This is a genomic window from Mucilaginibacter sp. UYNi724 (assembly GCF_054057495.1).
Genome location: NZ_JBSRZI010000007.1, coordinates 213,932 through 228,860, shown reverse-complemented (window position 1 = coordinate 228,860; position 14,929 = coordinate 213,932). Strand labels below are relative to the sequence as shown.

General features: G+C 42.8%; 12 protein-coding genes and 1 pseudogene. 1 reads left to right on the top strand and 12 read right to left on the bottom strand.

Features of this window, described 5'->3' with window-relative positions:
• Positions 1–361: 361 nt before the first annotated feature.
• From ACVW0P_RS12630 to ACVW0P_RS12600, 7 genes and pseudogenes are all read right to left on the bottom strand, one after another.
• On the bottom strand, positions 362–1,027 hold the full coding sequence (locus tag ACVW0P_RS12630; RefSeq protein WP_457132410.1) for a hypothetical protein: 666 nt from the start codon (positions 1,025–1,027) through the stop codon (positions 362–364).
• Positions 1,028–2,075: 1,048 nt separating this feature from the next.
• The gene (locus ACVW0P_RS12625) at positions 2,076–2,366 is read right to left on the bottom strand and encodes a hypothetical protein (RefSeq protein WP_457132409.1); all 291 of its coding nucleotides are present in this window, start codon (positions 2,364–2,366) and stop codon (positions 2,076–2,078) included.
• 1 nt (position 2,367) lies between these two features.
• Positions 2,368–2,523 (bottom strand): hypothetical protein, encoded by a 156-nt coding sequence (locus tag ACVW0P_RS12620; RefSeq protein WP_457132408.1) that lies wholly within the window; start codon positions 2,521–2,523, stop codon positions 2,368–2,370.
• Between the two features lie 6 nt (positions 2,524–2,529).
• On the bottom strand, positions 2,530–2,979 hold the full coding sequence (locus ACVW0P_RS12615) for a hypothetical protein (RefSeq protein WP_457132458.1): 450 nt from the start codon (positions 2,977–2,979) through the stop codon (positions 2,530–2,532).
• 33 nt (positions 2,980–3,012) lie between these two features.
• Positions 3,013–3,063: pseudogene (locus tag ACVW0P_RS12610) on the bottom strand (hypothetical protein); the annotation flags it as partial.
• Positions 3,064–3,389: 326 nt separating this feature from the next.
• Entirely contained in the window at positions 3,390–4,349 is a 960-nt protein-coding gene (locus tag ACVW0P_RS12605; protein WP_457132407.1) for a tyrosine-type recombinase/integrase, read from the bottom strand.
• Positions 4,336–5,049 carry a tyrosine-type recombinase/integrase gene (locus tag ACVW0P_RS12600; RefSeq protein ID WP_457132406.1) on the bottom strand — a complete coding sequence of 238 codons (714 nt, stop codon included), beginning with the start codon at positions 5,047–5,049 and terminating at the stop codon, positions 4,336–4,338. The genes ACVW0P_RS12605 and ACVW0P_RS12600 overlap by 14 nt, the downstream gene beginning before the upstream one ends.
• A gap of 206 nt (positions 5,050–5,255) precedes the next feature.
• Here ACVW0P_RS12600 and ACVW0P_RS12595 point away from each other — a divergent pair, with 206 nt between their 5' ends.
• Complete coding sequence (locus ACVW0P_RS12595) at positions 5,256–5,600, top strand: helix-turn-helix domain-containing protein (protein WP_370999449.1); 345 nt, start codon at positions 5,256–5,258, stop codon at positions 5,598–5,600.
• A gap of 52 nt (positions 5,601–5,652) precedes the next feature.
• On the opposite strand, the gene ACVW0P_RS12590 is transcribed toward ACVW0P_RS12595, so the two are convergent.
• From ACVW0P_RS12590 to ACVW0P_RS12570, 5 genes are all read right to left on the bottom strand, one after another.
• Positions 5,653–6,087 carry a hypothetical protein gene (locus ACVW0P_RS12590; RefSeq protein ID WP_457132405.1) on the bottom strand — a complete coding sequence of 145 codons (435 nt, stop codon included), beginning with the start codon at positions 6,085–6,087 and terminating at the stop codon, positions 5,653–5,655.
• Positions 6,088–6,089: 2 nt separating this feature from the next.
• On the bottom strand, positions 6,090–9,629 hold the full coding sequence (locus tag ACVW0P_RS12585) for a DUF6443 domain-containing protein (protein ID WP_457132404.1): 3,540 nt from the start codon (positions 9,627–9,629) through the stop codon (positions 6,090–6,092).
• A 15-nt stretch (positions 9,630–9,644) separates the two neighbouring features.
• A complete protein-coding gene (locus ACVW0P_RS12580; RefSeq protein WP_457132403.1) occupies positions 9,645–10,013 on the bottom strand; it encodes a hypothetical protein in 369 nt (122 codons plus the stop codon).
• Positions 10,014–10,028: 15 nt separating this feature from the next.
• Complete coding sequence (locus tag ACVW0P_RS12575) at positions 10,029–13,931, bottom strand: DUF5977 domain-containing protein (RefSeq protein ID WP_457132402.1); 3,903 nt, start codon at positions 13,929–13,931, stop codon at positions 10,029–10,031.
• A 545-nt stretch (positions 13,932–14,476) separates the two neighbouring features.
• On the bottom strand, positions 14,477–14,854 hold the full coding sequence (locus tag ACVW0P_RS12570; RefSeq protein WP_457132401.1) for a hypothetical protein: 378 nt from the start codon (positions 14,852–14,854) through the stop codon (positions 14,477–14,479).
• Between the last annotated feature and the right edge of the window lie 75 nt (positions 14,855–14,929).

The following is a 14,929-nucleotide window of genomic DNA, read 5'->3' as shown; positions in this document are numbered from 1 at the left end:
TGATCAAATTCGCTTAAAGGGAACGTTATTCCGTTTTCATCTGGCCGCATTGTCTAATGCGTAAGTCTCTTTTAGTTGGGAATGGGCTAAACTCCGCACCTTAACTAATACACTTTAAGTTTGATTGCCCTCAAGCTTTAAATGCAACTTATAAACTTTATCGTAATTATTGTATTAGTTCTACTATCAAAATACTTGAAGTCTTATATAGCGTTATCAAAAATGCTCATTTTTTTAACTCTATACACCGTCTACGACACTTATCTTACTCATAAGTTAGTCAGTAAACAGTCCTTTACCACGGCGTTTTACAGTAACTATCCTGAGTTTTTTATCAATAGACTTGATTATGAACCTTTCTTTATTCAATAGGCACTTGTTTGTCAAGATATCCTAATAAGTTATAGTTCGGAATTAAGGACTTATTATTTTTCCCATTAAAATAGCCCCATACATCCTGTGCACAAGAGGTTTTATGCGGCAAGGGTGTGGCATCATAAGTAAACCGATATGGCGGATTATCACTATCCTGAACCGACAATAGTTTTAGTCTTTTCTTTCTATATTCCTCGGGGGGGCCGTTAAGGAGGCTTACATCCACGTCCATTTGTTGGATATCTGTAATATAGTCCCCATAACTGTTAGTGTAAGCAAAATACTCATAGTTAAAGGTCAAGGTTTTAAAAGGATTGTCGTGTCCTATTTTATATACTTTAATAGCATCTAATTTATAACCGTTTATATCTTCTCTAGTACTATAAATAAATTTCGCATACCCATTAGCAAAGTCAATTTGATCTATATACACATTTTCCATTAAGGCGGACGGTGTAATCTGTCCACCACTTTTTAGTTTGTTAGGTGAATCGTCAACAGCCCATATTTGGGAAAGGCCTTGCTGAGACAACGTCTTGGGAACTTGTGACTTGTCTTTGTATTTAAATGTAATCTTGCTTCCTGTTGGGCTAATGATCTGACTTAGATAAGAACTGTGTGATATTAACTGGTACGTACTCCCTGCGTTCATATAAGCGAAACCCAATTAGATTCAAGCCTAATCATATGGTTTAAATTTGCAGGGTATCATTACAGCTTTAGATACCTATTTTGTACACAATCACAAAGAAGTCGTAAAGTTTGTATAACGTAGACTTGCTGTATGCGGATGTTTATTGCTAAAGTGTTTGCCGCCGAAATTCTTTTTTCCTAAGCACTACTATTGCTGCCAACTAAGTTGGGGAAACTTTCAGGTAATCAAATTTATGCAAATTAGACATCAATTTGATATTCCGACAGGGTTGATAATCACAATCTAAACGCGATTTATAATATAATTTGGCTTTTCGATATTATAATTAAAGCCATCTCATGGCGATAATTGCAAGACTGCTATTATAACATCCTCAATGACAAATGTTATTGTGAATGGGTTATATACGCATGCACGAAGTTTATGCTAAATCTTCTGCTATACGGTCATTCCGAAAGTTCTTGAATACCGGCTTATTTATCCGGTAAAATTGAAAATCTGTACAAGCTCGTCATTGCATACCAAGGATAAAATACCAAGAGGATAATTAGCGAATTAATCAACAGGTTCCGATTTTGCATTACCGACGAATAGACAGATAAATTCAATTCACCCTTGTTATCAACTGCGGTTGCTATGACCGTTACTGTTATTAATAATAGCGGTAGTAAAAACAAAGACAACGCATACGTTATGTTCAAGAGTCCTTTGAATTGGCGTCTGCTGCTAAAGAATAAACCAATTGCGGACAGTATAAAAATTACTGCAAAGCTTTTAGGATGCACAAGAAGGTATTTGCCTACACCTTGAAGGAAGAGCACCATTACAAATCCGGCTATTAATACAAGCACTAACGGTAACGCCATGTCGTCTGAACGAAAGAAAGCTGCCATTATCAGGGACGCCAAAACAGGTAAGGCGTACGCCCATTAAATAACAAAAGCCCCTTAACAGGGGCTTTCTCGTTTATAGTTTACCATTTATCAAAAGATTTTTGGTAACAATTTATAAGATGTTGTTACCCTATGCAACTTCAGGCTTATGTTTAAAACGCTATTGGGTATTCATTACTCAAAGCCTTTAAAATACATGACACTTTTTCGAAATCATAAGGAATTAACTCATCGGGGCTTGCTTTTTCTATATGCTCCCAGTCAAAACTTAATTGTCCGAGCGCAAAATCTTTCGGTTGCTCATATAGATTATATAATTCATTAGAATCAATATCCCAATAATAATCGTTTTTCAACTCAATAGTCATACCTTTTCTTTCCTTTAGCTTCATCAGCAACAGAGATATGGCTTTTTGAAGATCATCAATATTTACTGTGGTCATATTATGGCTTATTAGTTACAGGCTCAATTATTTTTCTTATGTTATCTTGAAACTTCGTTATCTCTTTCTCAAGTTTCTTGATTCTGCCTTGATAAATTTTCACTCTTGTTGCATCGTCTTTAGCACCTTTAAGAACATTTGCATTGTCACCTTTCATCGGATTTTATATATATTCGTTTAATTTAAGTTGATGTTCTGAAATGTTTTTAGATGCTGAAGCTATTGATTTAACCTCATCTTTTGATAAACTTTTGAAATCTATACCACGAATTAATTTTGTTGAAGATTTCTCTAACATACCCGCGATTGACGCCTCTGCACCCATGACACTAATCCCCACCCAATCTACTGCTGTTCCTGCTAATTTTACAGTTGCAACTGCTTTACGTTCTTGATACTCAGTATTAACATCATTTGGATTACCGCCTGATCTGATGGCGTCATCATACCTACCTCCCCGATTCATCATGTGGTCAATTTCATTCTGAGCATATTCCTTTACGTTATTGTATGTATCTGAAATAGTACTAGTTACCCAACCTGCTGCTGCTTTTGGCCAAGCTATGTACCAAGGATCATCTGGCCCCATTCCGTCAGGATCAATAAACCGCATTGGATTATTGAAGCCGTAATTATACGGCGACCATCTACGCATCTTCTCTGCCAGCGGGTCTACACTTGTCCACCTCCCAATCACCGGATCATAGAACCTTGCGCCGTAATCGTATTGGCTACCATAAAGTTTTACGTTTTTGGCTGTTTTCCGTTTTGCACTTTTTCGGTGCCATAAAGAACGTTCGTTAGGTTAAAGATAAGCGTTAGTTTTTCATTTGCAAGGCCGTGTGTTGGTTGATCATCTGTTACAGCAAAGGTAGTCTCCGAAGCCAGGGCAGTAAAGGGACTTTCGCGGCATAAACCCGCTGGGCCATTCACGCACAAGTCCATTTATTCCACGTTCCCTTGACAGCCCTGCCTTCTCCCGCTTTTGGTTGCTTAACAGAAGCTCACCTGAACCCCTGATGATCAGGAAAGGGTTAGCGGATGATGCTTATTAAGCGCATCTTTCAGGTCTTCGAGGTTATTGGTTTTATAGCGCTCGGTGCTGCTGATATAGCGGTGGCCTGCCATGTATTGCACCGTCCGCAGGTTCTTTTCTTTCAGCCATTCCGTTATTACACTTTGCCTGATCGGCATCCCGTGTTTATACTTCGGGTTGATCTTTCGCAAAGCGTAATTAAGGTGCAACAGGCTGGCTTTTAGCGTTTCCTGTCCGTTCATGGTAACAAAAAGCCGGTGTATATCTTTCACCGCTTTGTACTTGTCCGGCTTCCTGCCGGAACGTTTGGCCATACGGTCAGCCAGTATCTTAGGCCGAACCACCAATATATATTCCTGCAAGTCTAAGATCTGGTGAGGTTGCAAACCAAGTTCCCGACTGTTCAGCTTGCCGGTGGACGGGATATGTATTTTTCCCTCCCTCAATTTCAGATGTTCAGGGCGCAGGGTTTCCAGTTCATCCCGCGTCAATGCCTGGTAAACTAACAAGCCAATAATTACCTTATTACGGTGGGTTCGTTCATCTTTTACAGGGTAACTTTCGTAAAGCGTTTCCAGTTCGGCTGGCGTTAACAGGTCATGCGGAATGTGCCTGATCGTGCCTTTGAGGATAATACCGGCTGCGGGGTTATAAGCTGCCTGTCCCGCCTGTTGCAGGTAGTTGAAGTAATACCTTACGGCAAGCATCACCCGGTTGATCAGCCGGATGCTGTCGCCGTTTTGTTTAAGCTGATCGGCAAACTCCAATACATCTGCATGGGTAACTTGTTCGGCTGCAAGGCTTTCTTTCTCTATCCATTCCAGGAATATGCCCGCATAGTTTTTATGCTGACGGATATAGCCTTTGCCATAATGTTCCTGCTGCAAATAAGCTTTAAAAGGTTCCAAAGCTGCCAGTATAGCGGGGGCGAACTTATATTTGTTCATGCTTTAAGTGGGTGTAGATCTGCGTACTTTCCATGCTGCTATGCCCTAAAAAGCGTTGGATCTGCTCTATGGCCATGCCTGAATGCAGCAAATGGCTGGCAATGCTGTGGCGTAGCGTATGCAAGCCTGCGGGCTTTTTTATTTTGGCAACAGCTTTTAACTTTTGCAGCCGCTCATAAGCCATGTGGCCGCTTAACCGTGTGCCGTTAACGCTTAATAATAAAGCATCCTCTTTTTTATCCGTGGCTAAAAGCGGGCGGCCATAAAGGATATAGTTCTCCAAATCGGCTTTGGCCGTACCTGCCAGCGGCACGTAACGCTCTTTGTAGCCCTTGCCTTTGCGCACGTAAACCAGTTCTTTATCTAACAGGATGTCTTTAACATTGATATTGGCACCCTCGTTTTTACGCAGGCCGCAACCGTAATACAAAGCCAGTATCGCTTTATCCCGCAAGCCTAACGTATCATCTTTTACGGCTTCGTATAAACTGCTGATCTCGGCAAGGCTAAGGATACACTTCACGTTGGAACTTTTGCCTTTGATACGCTGTTTAACCGTAAAGCTTTCCTGCCCGCTCTCCGTCAGGTAGCGGCTGAACTTGCGGATCACCTGTAAGTGCTTGCGGATATAGTTCAGGCTGATCGCACCGGCGGCGGTTTTGCTTGGCCGCTCGTGCAGGTATTCCAGGTACTTTTTCAAATGCTCCTGCCTATATAATCCGCTCTATATCCGCCTGCAGGCAGGCTTTAGCCAATGGCTGCGCATCCTCAACTTTGAGCCGAGCAGCCCGCGTGATATGCCTAAGATAATCGTTTGAAGTGTTTTAGCACCATTGACGGGATTTTATAGTAGTCTTTAGTTGCGTATATTTGTATGTATAGGTAAAAACTGCTGTAAATAACAATATGGATACATTTGGTAAAAGATTAAGGGAATGCAGGGATGCCAAAGGTCTTTCGCAGCAAGACCTTGCCAAGTTGATGCATACTTCTTATACAGTCATTGGCAAATATGAGCGGGATGAAACAAAGCCATCTATTGAGGTAGCCCGTAACATGGCCAAACTACTTGATACTACTGTAGGGCATTTATTGGGAGAAAACGATGATTTGAACGTATTGAAAGACCCGGCTATGCTTAAACGCCTTAACGAATTAAACTCACTTGCCGAACCTGACAGGGATAGCATTCTATATGCGCTCGATGGCTTGCTTAGGGATGCTAAAGCTCGTAAGACTTACGCGCTTTAAACAACAAAGCCCGGCACTCGGCCAGGCTCTGTAATAGCACTTATTGAGCAAACTAACTCGCTTGAACTCCTAATGTTTTAAACACTTGAAAGTGAATATAAACCAGCAATAGGAATATCAGGATACTGATTATTTTAACCCAATTGGTAGATTTTGTATCTCGAAGAGCACCTATAACCAACATGATAAAACAGGGCACTAATCCGACAAATAGTAGTAGGTGGACCCAGCCCAACCCCTCTGTATCATGTATGCCCCCAGCAAAAAGTTTAAAGCCAATATCATTCAGCCCTATAAACAAATAAGCAAAAAGTGATTTTACAAATATGCTGAAATCATTATCTGTAAATATAATTAGTCCGGTCATTAGTGATATTATAACTGGAGTTGACAGCAGCCCCACCGGTGGTAAAAAGTGAGCAGCAATAACACTTAGCAATAATATCAGTATTAATAATCCGATTAGCGTTGTCTTTTGCAATTTCATATTTAAGGTTTTTTGTCCGGTATAACAGTGTGCGTAATTTCTGCGGGATCAACCGTAACAGTTCCCGTCCTTTCTTTTTTAGGTTGTGGCAAAACTATAAAGATGCCCCCAGGATTGTTTTGCATTATATTTTTGAACCTGGTGTTCGGTACGGGGGTTAACTCTGCTTTATCCTGAGCAGTAGGAAACAACCACCATGGCAAATTTGTCGTGCCGGGATCTTTTTGCGCTGCTTTTAAGGCATCAGAGGCCACATCAATGCAGCTTTTTAACAAAACATCATAGTCGGCTTTTACAGAAGCGGCTGCTGCCGCTTCCATCTTTTTATCAGTTGCTTCATCTGTTTTAATGTCATAGGCAGTTTTATATGGGCCGTCTTTTTTATTATCGGCACTTGCCTCAAACTCTTTTAATGAAGCATAATGACGTCCAGATACAGGGCCTTTATTCGATGCGCCTGAAGCTCCTCCACCCTCAGTAGTTCCATTTTTAGAGTAATAGTTATATCCTGTCTTATCATTTCCTATTAGTACGGCAGCGTGTCCTAAGCCATAAACATGGTCAGGTGCACTTAAAACGATAAGGTCTCTACCATCAGGATCAATAGAAGTAATAGGATTATCGGCCACATAGCTGTAAGGCGACCATGAAACATAACTACTTGCATGAGGATCAATAGAGTTCATCCTTCCTATCACCGGATCATAAAAGCGCGCACCATAATCATATTGGCTTAACTCTTCCTGTAGCTCCTTTTTATTGTAAAGGTAATTATTTTTAGGGCTGACAAAAGGTCCCCGGTGAACATTCAACCCGAAAGGATAATAATCGTCCTCGCCTACTTTGGGACTTGTCTGGTCAAACGTTACCCGGCTGTTGCCCAGGTGGTCAGTAATTGTGTATTCGTACTTGTAACTGCCTGCCGAATTGATCGCCCTGCCTTCTTCTGTCTGTATAAAGTCGATAACTGTACCTGCATATTGTATGCCGCCGATATATTCGGTTACTATTGTTGCGCTTACCTTTCTGAGCTTATTGCCACCGGCATCGTAGGTATACGCCAGGCCTTTGGATGTTACCGCCTGTGGAAGGTTAAACATATTGTAGGTGATCGCATTGCCCTGTCCGTCGCTCGTCGCGTTGCCGTTCGGGTCATACCCGTAGCTGCGGAAGGCGGCCCCGCTATTGTTTACCGTTGTCAGCTGGTTGCCGCTATAGGTGTACCCCAGGCTCGCTGCATTAGGGGCCGTTGCCCTTGTCAATGTTTGGATATTACCTGAAAGGTCATAACCGATGCCTGTTTCGCTGTAGCCGGTGCTGCTGGTACCGTCAGTCAGCCGGTTGAGCTGGTCATATACGTACTTAACCGTTTGGGTGCCGATGGTCGGTGAGTTATAAACCTGGTACGCCTGCTCTGCTATATTACCGTTATACTGCGCCACTGACCCGTACTGCGGTGTGTTATAATTCAGCTGTTCTGCGAATAATTTGTTTGTTGCAGGGGCTTTAGCCGGATCGTTGATCTTACTCAGCCAGCCACGCTCGTTGTAAGCGTAGTCAATATCCTGCAGGAAAGGTGCCGCACCTGTTGCACCGTGCAGGTGTTTGGTCATTAACTGCCCGATCTCGTTATAGTCGTTCCTGGCTAGTAAGATGTTAGCCCCCGTGTTGATCTTCTCAAAGGTGTTAACCTTTCGGCCCATATGGTCGTAATCGTACGTGTTTACTATCGTTAGCTGCGGAGTGGTCGTTGAGGCAGTGGTATAATGTTTGCGGGTGCTCGCCGTCAGCTGATTGTTGAAGTTATAACCGTTAGCAGGAACCGTCGTTTCATCATAGTTTGACAAACTGGCTGTTCCTCCACGCAGGTAATGCTGCTTAAAGGTTTCGATGCTTCGCCCTTTATCATCATAGTAGGTTACACTCCACAGCATATTAGTTGTCCCCAGCACATTGGTAAGGCTGCCGGTAGGCAGGCCCGTGGTCATGCTGCTGCCTGCAGCGTATGCATACGGGTTCGTGCCTGCAAATGTGTAATTATCGTAGTAGTTCACCGTCAGTATAGTATTTATAGCCGTTGGGAAGCTTGCCGTGGTATAACCGTAATTAAGAGGTGTGCCCGTAGGTGTTTCCCATAGCGTGGTATTAGCGGTTGCCTGTCCCTGTACGGTAGCCCGTACATCTGCCCCTGTAGTGCCATAATTATAAATACCTGTTACTACCACCCTGCCCATCGCGTCATAATGGTTTACCACCCATTCAGGTGCTATTTTGTTACGCTGGTTGGCATCCTGCGTGGCTACCACCTGATCCAAAGCGTTATATACTATAAACTCCCAGCCCTTCCCCGGAAGCCTTTTCTGCGTCAGCCGGTTGCGCTCATCGTAACGGTACTGGTAGCAAAGTGCATCAAGCGTAGTTTGCGTAGGCAGCGCATTGTCGGCATTGCTTTTGGGCGGCAGCACGTAGGCCAGGTTGCCAAGGTCGTCATACACATAGTAGGTAGATAGTACTTCTATGGTAGATGAGCCGGATGGCAGGTTAAACGTGCGTTTAAGCACTACACGCCCTTCTTTGTCCTTGTACTCCTCCGTTGTACCGGCTTTGCCGTTTGTGCTTGTCCAGTTCTCATCTTTACTAACTGTTACATGTAGTTCCCCGGCGTTGTATGCATTTGTTGTTCCGTTGCCCAGGGTAAGCGTACGTTTTTGGTCTGTAGCACTGATCGCGCTGATCGTATACAGCGCCGCATAATAACTGGTTGCGGGGGTGGATAATGCGGTGGTGTTATTGGTAGTATAATCTATTTTTACGGTGTGGCCGCTGCTTACCCCGCTTGGGTTAACCGTTCCGGTTAACTGCCAGGCATCACCGGCGGCACCTTGCTCCAACACCCTGTTTAACGGGGACGCCTCAAAACCGGTTTGGGCATAAGGTGTGGGGATATGGGCTATTCCTCCTGCCAACTGTGTTGTGGTATAGGCTGTACCTGTTGGGTGGTAAAAGTTGAGCTGGTCAGAAACAGCTGTCGCTTTATAACTGCCATCATTACCCGAAGAGGCATATGGCAGGTATTTTACCGCTTCCCTGCCAAACTGGTCATAAATTACCGGCAGTACAATGTCCTTTCCTAATGGCGAGCCTTGTACCTGAACCGTTTGTAACGGGCGGCCCAGTCCGTCAAAATATTGTACCGTCCGCATCATATCGCAGGTGGATAAACCTGTAGCTAATGGATTGATCCCCGGTTGTCTCGGCACAGAGGTCATGATATAGTTTTGGTTTGCGCTTGCAGTGGTAACCAGCGGCTGACAATCGGCGTTGGCAATGTATGCGCGGAAGCTTTGACCGGCCCCTGCCGTAAAGCTAAATTCTGGGCTTAATGTTATTCCCGTATAACTGAAATAGTCCCCCGCAGCAGGTGTTGTCGTCATCGGTGACGTTACCTGCGTTTGGGCGCGTAGGCTAATTGAGGCAAATATTAAAAACAAAGCTACCAGCAGCCTTATTATGCGAATGTTATAAATATGATTAACTAACATGTGTAAGGTTTGTGGTTATTGTTTTATTGGCCTTGGTAATGGTAATCTGTGTGCTTGATACTGAATAAAGTTATTTTGACGGTTTCCCAGAAAAAAACTGGAGTAACCTACTGCGCCGCCCAAAGCGATGTTTGGATTTACCGTATTCCACTGGGAAAGATAAAAGGTGTCATTGGTCAGCGATATGCGGTCTGCACTTCCACTTGACCACCACATCATACTGGCATCATGACGTGTGCCCTTGTCACTTCCGATCACAACGTCGGCCGCATAGGGGTTGGCTGTATTGATGGGATTACTCCCAGTGGTCATCACCTGCACCTGAGTTTGCCCATAACAGCGTAAAATAGGGGCAATAATAAAACTGTCAAAAATATTTTTCATTTCTACTCTTTTTTGTTATCTGACTGTAAGGTTTAAATCTGAACTTCCCGCTGAAATATTGACGTTATTAAAGGTCGTTCTTGGTGCTGATACCGTTGCACGCGACCCTAAGATTATGGAACGGACAGTATATGGACCTGAAGGCGGATAAACATCCAAATAATAAGTTCCGGCCGGAAGTTTGATCGGCGAAGAAGAACTGGTAAACGTGTAAGGTCCGGAACCGCTGTTTGAAGAAAAATATATTGTGTAGGGCGTTCCTGACTGGTTACTAAAGCTAAAGGTGATCAATTGTATACAGGCCGCCAGAGGCGAAGTATTAGCGAAATTCTGACCGTTTGCGAGAATGTCGTTTTCTGCCTGTTGGTTAGCATCCGCAGGTGACAAATGAGACGTATACCTGTTGGCCGGTACTTCGTAAGTAGCATAGGTACCGATAAAGCCGGGTCCGCAATCCTTTTGAAAACTCCTTGAGCGCGCGTCGTTAAAAAAAGTTGGGATGCCAAAATTATACTGGTAGCTTTTTACAATGTCCTTGTTGTCGTCTTTAATATATCTTAATCTTTGAAAGCCGTCATATTCAAAAAATGCACTTTTGCCTTTCGTATCCGTGGAGCTTGTCATGCCTTCCAGGGGGCTATAAGCATAGGTATCCATTGTGGCATCGGAAGGGTAAATACGGACATCGTCAAAAGCTGTCCCGCCAGTCAGCTGATAGGTATTGGTACCCTGCGCAGGAGTATAATTTTTTTCACCCGAAAAAGTCCAGGCACCGCTTCCGCTCTTGAACCAATAGCTAATCAGGTAATTTCTTCCGTTCGGCTTTGCCCATACGATGGCCGGATTCGTTGAATATTTCCCGCCGGTATGCGCCGGACCAACAGTGGTACCTGTAGCGGTGCTTTCCTCAAAACTTTCGTATAAAAACTCTGTTTGTCCAGCGTTAGCGACTTTTGCTACAGGATAATTCTGATTATATGCCCATTTCCAGGAAGTGTTGTGAGCGAGGGCGCCAGCTAAAGGGTTGTCATTTAGTGTACTGATATTACCCCTGCTATCGTAGAGTGCGTAATCCAGTCGCTTGATCATTCGTGAATCAATCTGTTCCTGTTCACTTCCACTGGCATTAACGGTGGCATAATTTTGATAAAGGCTCTTTTGTAAAGGTTGGACAACCTCTAATTTATATTCAGCAGCCGGAACAATTGCTACGTCAGCAGCACCGGAAGCCTTGGTAATATTAACCGCCTTAAACGTGGAAAGATTACCCGTAATAACGCTTACCTTTCCGTCGATCGTTTTGGAGACAAGCTGCTCCAAAGGCGTGGCGACCATATTCCGTTTTGCCATATAGGACACAGGGGTATTTAAACCGACATTGGCGACGGGTGTTGCGGGCAAAGCGTCAAAAGGATAGCGAAAGCTTGTTGTGGTTAACCGCCCCCTGCTATCCGTAACCGTTCTTTGCGTTTGCAGGCCGTATACATTTTCATAACCATAATTTTCAACCGATGTCGACGGGTTTAATCCGTTAAGATCAAAAATTGTGGTCGTCTTTTGACTTAAAACATAAGGATAAGTGTAATGCACATAAGCAGTTGCTTCCTTGATCTCCCTTCCCGCCATCCAGGGCTCGCAAAAAGGGTATACGTTTGCTTTTACCGCCCTCACCGGTTCTGAAGGTAAGGATATATAATTATCATAACTGATGGATTGCACCAGTTTGCCCGCAGCATTATAACTGTTTTCAGCCAAAAGTTTACCTCTTTCAAACTCTTTTGAATTATAAGGAACGAACGGTGTTTGCGCTGCCTGTAAATTTGTTACCGGCGCTTCATCCATATGTCCATTATCAAAATTGGTATACTTAAATTGTGTTGCACTGCCATCCGAATTTTTTTCCACGACCTCACTATAGCCGATATGGGCTCCCATACTGTTCTCACTTGCCGGCAATACCGATTGAAACGAAAAGACAGAAGACGTATATACCTGGTTATTATTTAGATCTGTGATCGTATAATTCGGCCAGTAATACTGGGCTTTACCCCCTAGTACACCGCTGGAACCGCCTGTAAAACCCGAAGCCGGATTAAAATTTTTGATATAGAAATACTCTTTCGTAACTGCCTTTTCAGGAGTGTTCCAGTCCCTGCTTACAATTTTTCTAATGCGGATGCCGCCGGCTAATATTTCTGATGTATAAATAAGCGGATTCCATCTTAACAGGTCTAATTGGGCTGAATAGCTATGGGGCTCGTAGTAAAAACTCGTTACACCGCCTGTCGGATAAACTATCGAATTTAAGGTTCCAGCCAGTGCGTATGTAGGGTCGGGCTCCCTGAAATAGTAATAGTTTACAGCATTTGCTTGTGTGGTTCCGTCCATAAGTGTATAAAAAGGAACGGCAGTTCTTCCGTTCCAAAATCCCCAGTGATCATTCTGATGTACAAAATACCCAGGAAGGTTATAAGAGCGGTCGTAGGAAAAAGTATATGGCTTGATTTGTTCACCTGTGGCAGACTGTTCCTGAACGTTTAATAACGTTAGCCGTTGATAAGAATCTTGACTGTAGGTTAAATTAAATTGTTTTATCAGCGCGGAATTTTCTTTTTTAATAACAGTGATATTATCGAGTTTTTTCCAAATCAGGTTATTTAAAACATCAGGATAACTAACTAGCCCGTTTTGTTTGAGATAGTAAAAGTCGTCACTGGTGTAAGGATTAGTTGGATCAGACGAAGGAGTTGAACTGGACACACCTTGAGGATACACATAGCCAGGCACCTTCAATTCTGTAGTGGAAGATATGTTTAAACTGATCTGCGCCTGCTCAGAATTGATCTGCTGCAGGTATACAGGAGATATTAATTTACCGGCGTAAAGGCCTTCCGGTGGTACACCGCTGACAAACGAATAACAGGTGGGTGTCCCTAAAGAAAACACGTTGTACCATGCGCCATCCTGCTGTGCGGCGGACACTTTGACATTTTTTTGGTAAAGGCTTTCGGTCATTTGATTGACAAAAGGCCCACGTTGATAAGTAAAAGAGACTTCACTTCCCCCCGGAGCTACAATCTTGGTTAAATACCAGGAATCTGCTATAAAATAACTCTTTGTTTGATGGAGAAAATCCATGCTGTATTCGATTGAAGTATCATCTCCCCCGAAATAATATTTGTAGCCATTGCTATTGGTGATAATAAATCCTGCAAAGCTATTCGGGAAGCCGTGTACGCTATAGGGTGAGTAAGCGCCCTGCGGGGGGCTAAAGTGATTCGGAATAAATGGAGATAACGGGGTATTCGGGTTTGGAATTATCCACTCAATTTTAATGTCCTTACGGCCTTCGACGCGATAAATGCCGTTATGGTCCATAAAGAACTTTCCTGAGAGTCCGGGAAAATTAAAATTGAACACATCCGGTTCAAAATCAAGCACATAATTTGTTGGATTTGCTGAACAAATGTTATCCTTCAAAAAGTTAGCTGAACTCCATTGGGCTGGATCCGATAAAATACCTCCTCTCCATGCAAATCCTATCCCCTTATTATCGACATAATAATACTCTCCATCATCATCCGGTAAATGTTGTACGGTCCTGGTTACCACACCGCCTGCCTGAAGACTCCAGCCATTCCCTACCCAACCCGGGTGTTGATCCGGCCTGAAACCTGAAGCATGATACGAAAGAGATATAGGTAGCGTAATTTCTTTTTCCTTTAACGTATAGAGTGGCACCTCTATTTGGGGTATACCTGTAAAATTCGATACCGGGACTTCTCCATATAGGCCCAAAGCGGCCACATTTGGACTTTTTACGGTAACCGGGGATTTAGGGATCTGCCCGTAACAGAGCGTAGCAAAAGCAATTGGCAAAACAGCAACCAGCAGCAATTTGCAGGGAATTGATTTCATAAGGTTAGGCTTGTAGGTTTAAATTTAGCAATTATTATCGCCGACATTCAATCAATTCAGCAGCGTGCTGCGTATTGGCTGATATACCGTACAAAAGATTAAAACTGGTTCGGTTGCTGAAGCGGCAGGTAGGATATACCTCAATAAAATCCATCGAAAGAGATGGGAGAATGGTGTGGTTCATAAAGGATAAGATTTGAGGTCTGAACTTAGGGCGGTGCCCCTTGCTCCATTGTAAACGTACAAATTTTTTTTAATACAAATCGTTTTTTTTGTTATAATTAAGAAATGAAGATAGCGAGGGGGAAATTTTAAAAAAAGGCTTTGTGCATAAGAAAAAAGATTAACTTAGAACGTTCATCTTAAATTATGAAATTGCCTAAACCTTTAATAAAGATCCGAAGGATAATAATAATACGGGGAGAATATTTCTGCAATTTCTATTTTTTAAATCCATATTTAGAATATGTGAAACCGTAACCAATTGAACTTCCAACCTCCGGCCCACAGTGAAGAAATGGCTTGAATTTCACAATCTTTAGATGTTACTTTTTGGGCTGAATCGAGTTTTTAAAGTTGGTTACAGTAGATCGGAGAAACGTTGCATGCGTGATGTCCTGTCCATAAAAGTCGTTGTCGTTGCTTACCAGGATGGCATTTGTTTTCTGGGCTGCTTTTAAGATAAACAAGTCGTTCATATCGAGTTTTTTGATGTCAAAATCCAAAATTGTGTCAATTACTCCCGGGCCGCCGATATCGGTTAATTCAAATACATCTTTATAATTTAAAAACTCATCTTTATAGAGCTTAAATGTTTTGGCATAGTTATCAGATGGTCTGAATATTTCTTTAAAAAATTTCTTTTGGCTGGAATGGATTTTCTTTTGCTCTTCGGTATACATCTTTTTAAACTCAAAGTCCATTAAAATATTAAAAACCTCGCTGAGCTGATTAGTACAGGTATATATTTTAAATTCAGGCTTGGCTAAGCAATTTTT

Excerpts from the sequence above, each read along its gene's own strand:
- ACVW0P_RS12620 (WP_457132408.1), bottom strand. The coding sequence starts at position 2,523 with ATGAAAGGTGACAATGCAAATGTTCTTAAAGGTGCTAAAGACGATGCA.
- ACVW0P_RS12630 (WP_457132410.1), bottom strand. The coding sequence starts at position 1,027 with ATGAACGCAGGGAGTACGTACCAGTTAATATCACACAGTTCTTATCTA.
- ACVW0P_RS12580 (WP_457132403.1), bottom strand. The coding sequence starts at position 10,013 with ATGAAAAATATTTTTGACAGTTTTATTATTGCCCCTATTTTACGCTGT.
- ACVW0P_RS12615 (WP_457132458.1), bottom strand. The coding sequence starts at position 2,979 with ATGCGGTTTATTGATCCTGACGGAATGGGGCCAGATGATCCTTGGTAC.
- ACVW0P_RS12585 (WP_457132404.1), bottom strand. The coding sequence starts at position 9,629 with ATGTTAGTTAATCATATTTATAACATTCGCATAATAAGGCTGCTGGTA.
- ACVW0P_RS12595 (WP_370999449.1), top strand. The coding sequence starts at position 5,256 with ATGGATACATTTGGTAAAAGATTAAGGGAATGCAGGGATGCCAAAGGT.
- ACVW0P_RS12605 (WP_457132407.1), bottom strand. The coding sequence starts at position 4,349 with ATGAACAAATATAAGTTCGCCCCCGCTATACTGGCAGCTTTGGAACCT.
- ACVW0P_RS12570 (WP_457132401.1), bottom strand. The coding sequence starts at position 14,854 with ATGGACTTTGAGTTTAAAAAGATGTATACCGAAGAGCAAAAGAAAATC.
- ACVW0P_RS12575 (WP_457132402.1), bottom strand. The coding sequence starts at position 13,931 with ATGAAATCAATTCCCTGCAAATTGCTGCTGGTTGCTGTTTTGCCAATT.
- ACVW0P_RS12590 (WP_457132405.1), bottom strand. The coding sequence starts at position 6,087 with ATGAAATTGCAAAAGACAACGCTAATCGGATTATTAATACTGATATTA.
- ACVW0P_RS12625 (WP_457132409.1), bottom strand. The coding sequence starts at position 2,366 with ATGACCACAGTAAATATTGATGATCTTCAAAAAGCCATATCTCTGTTG.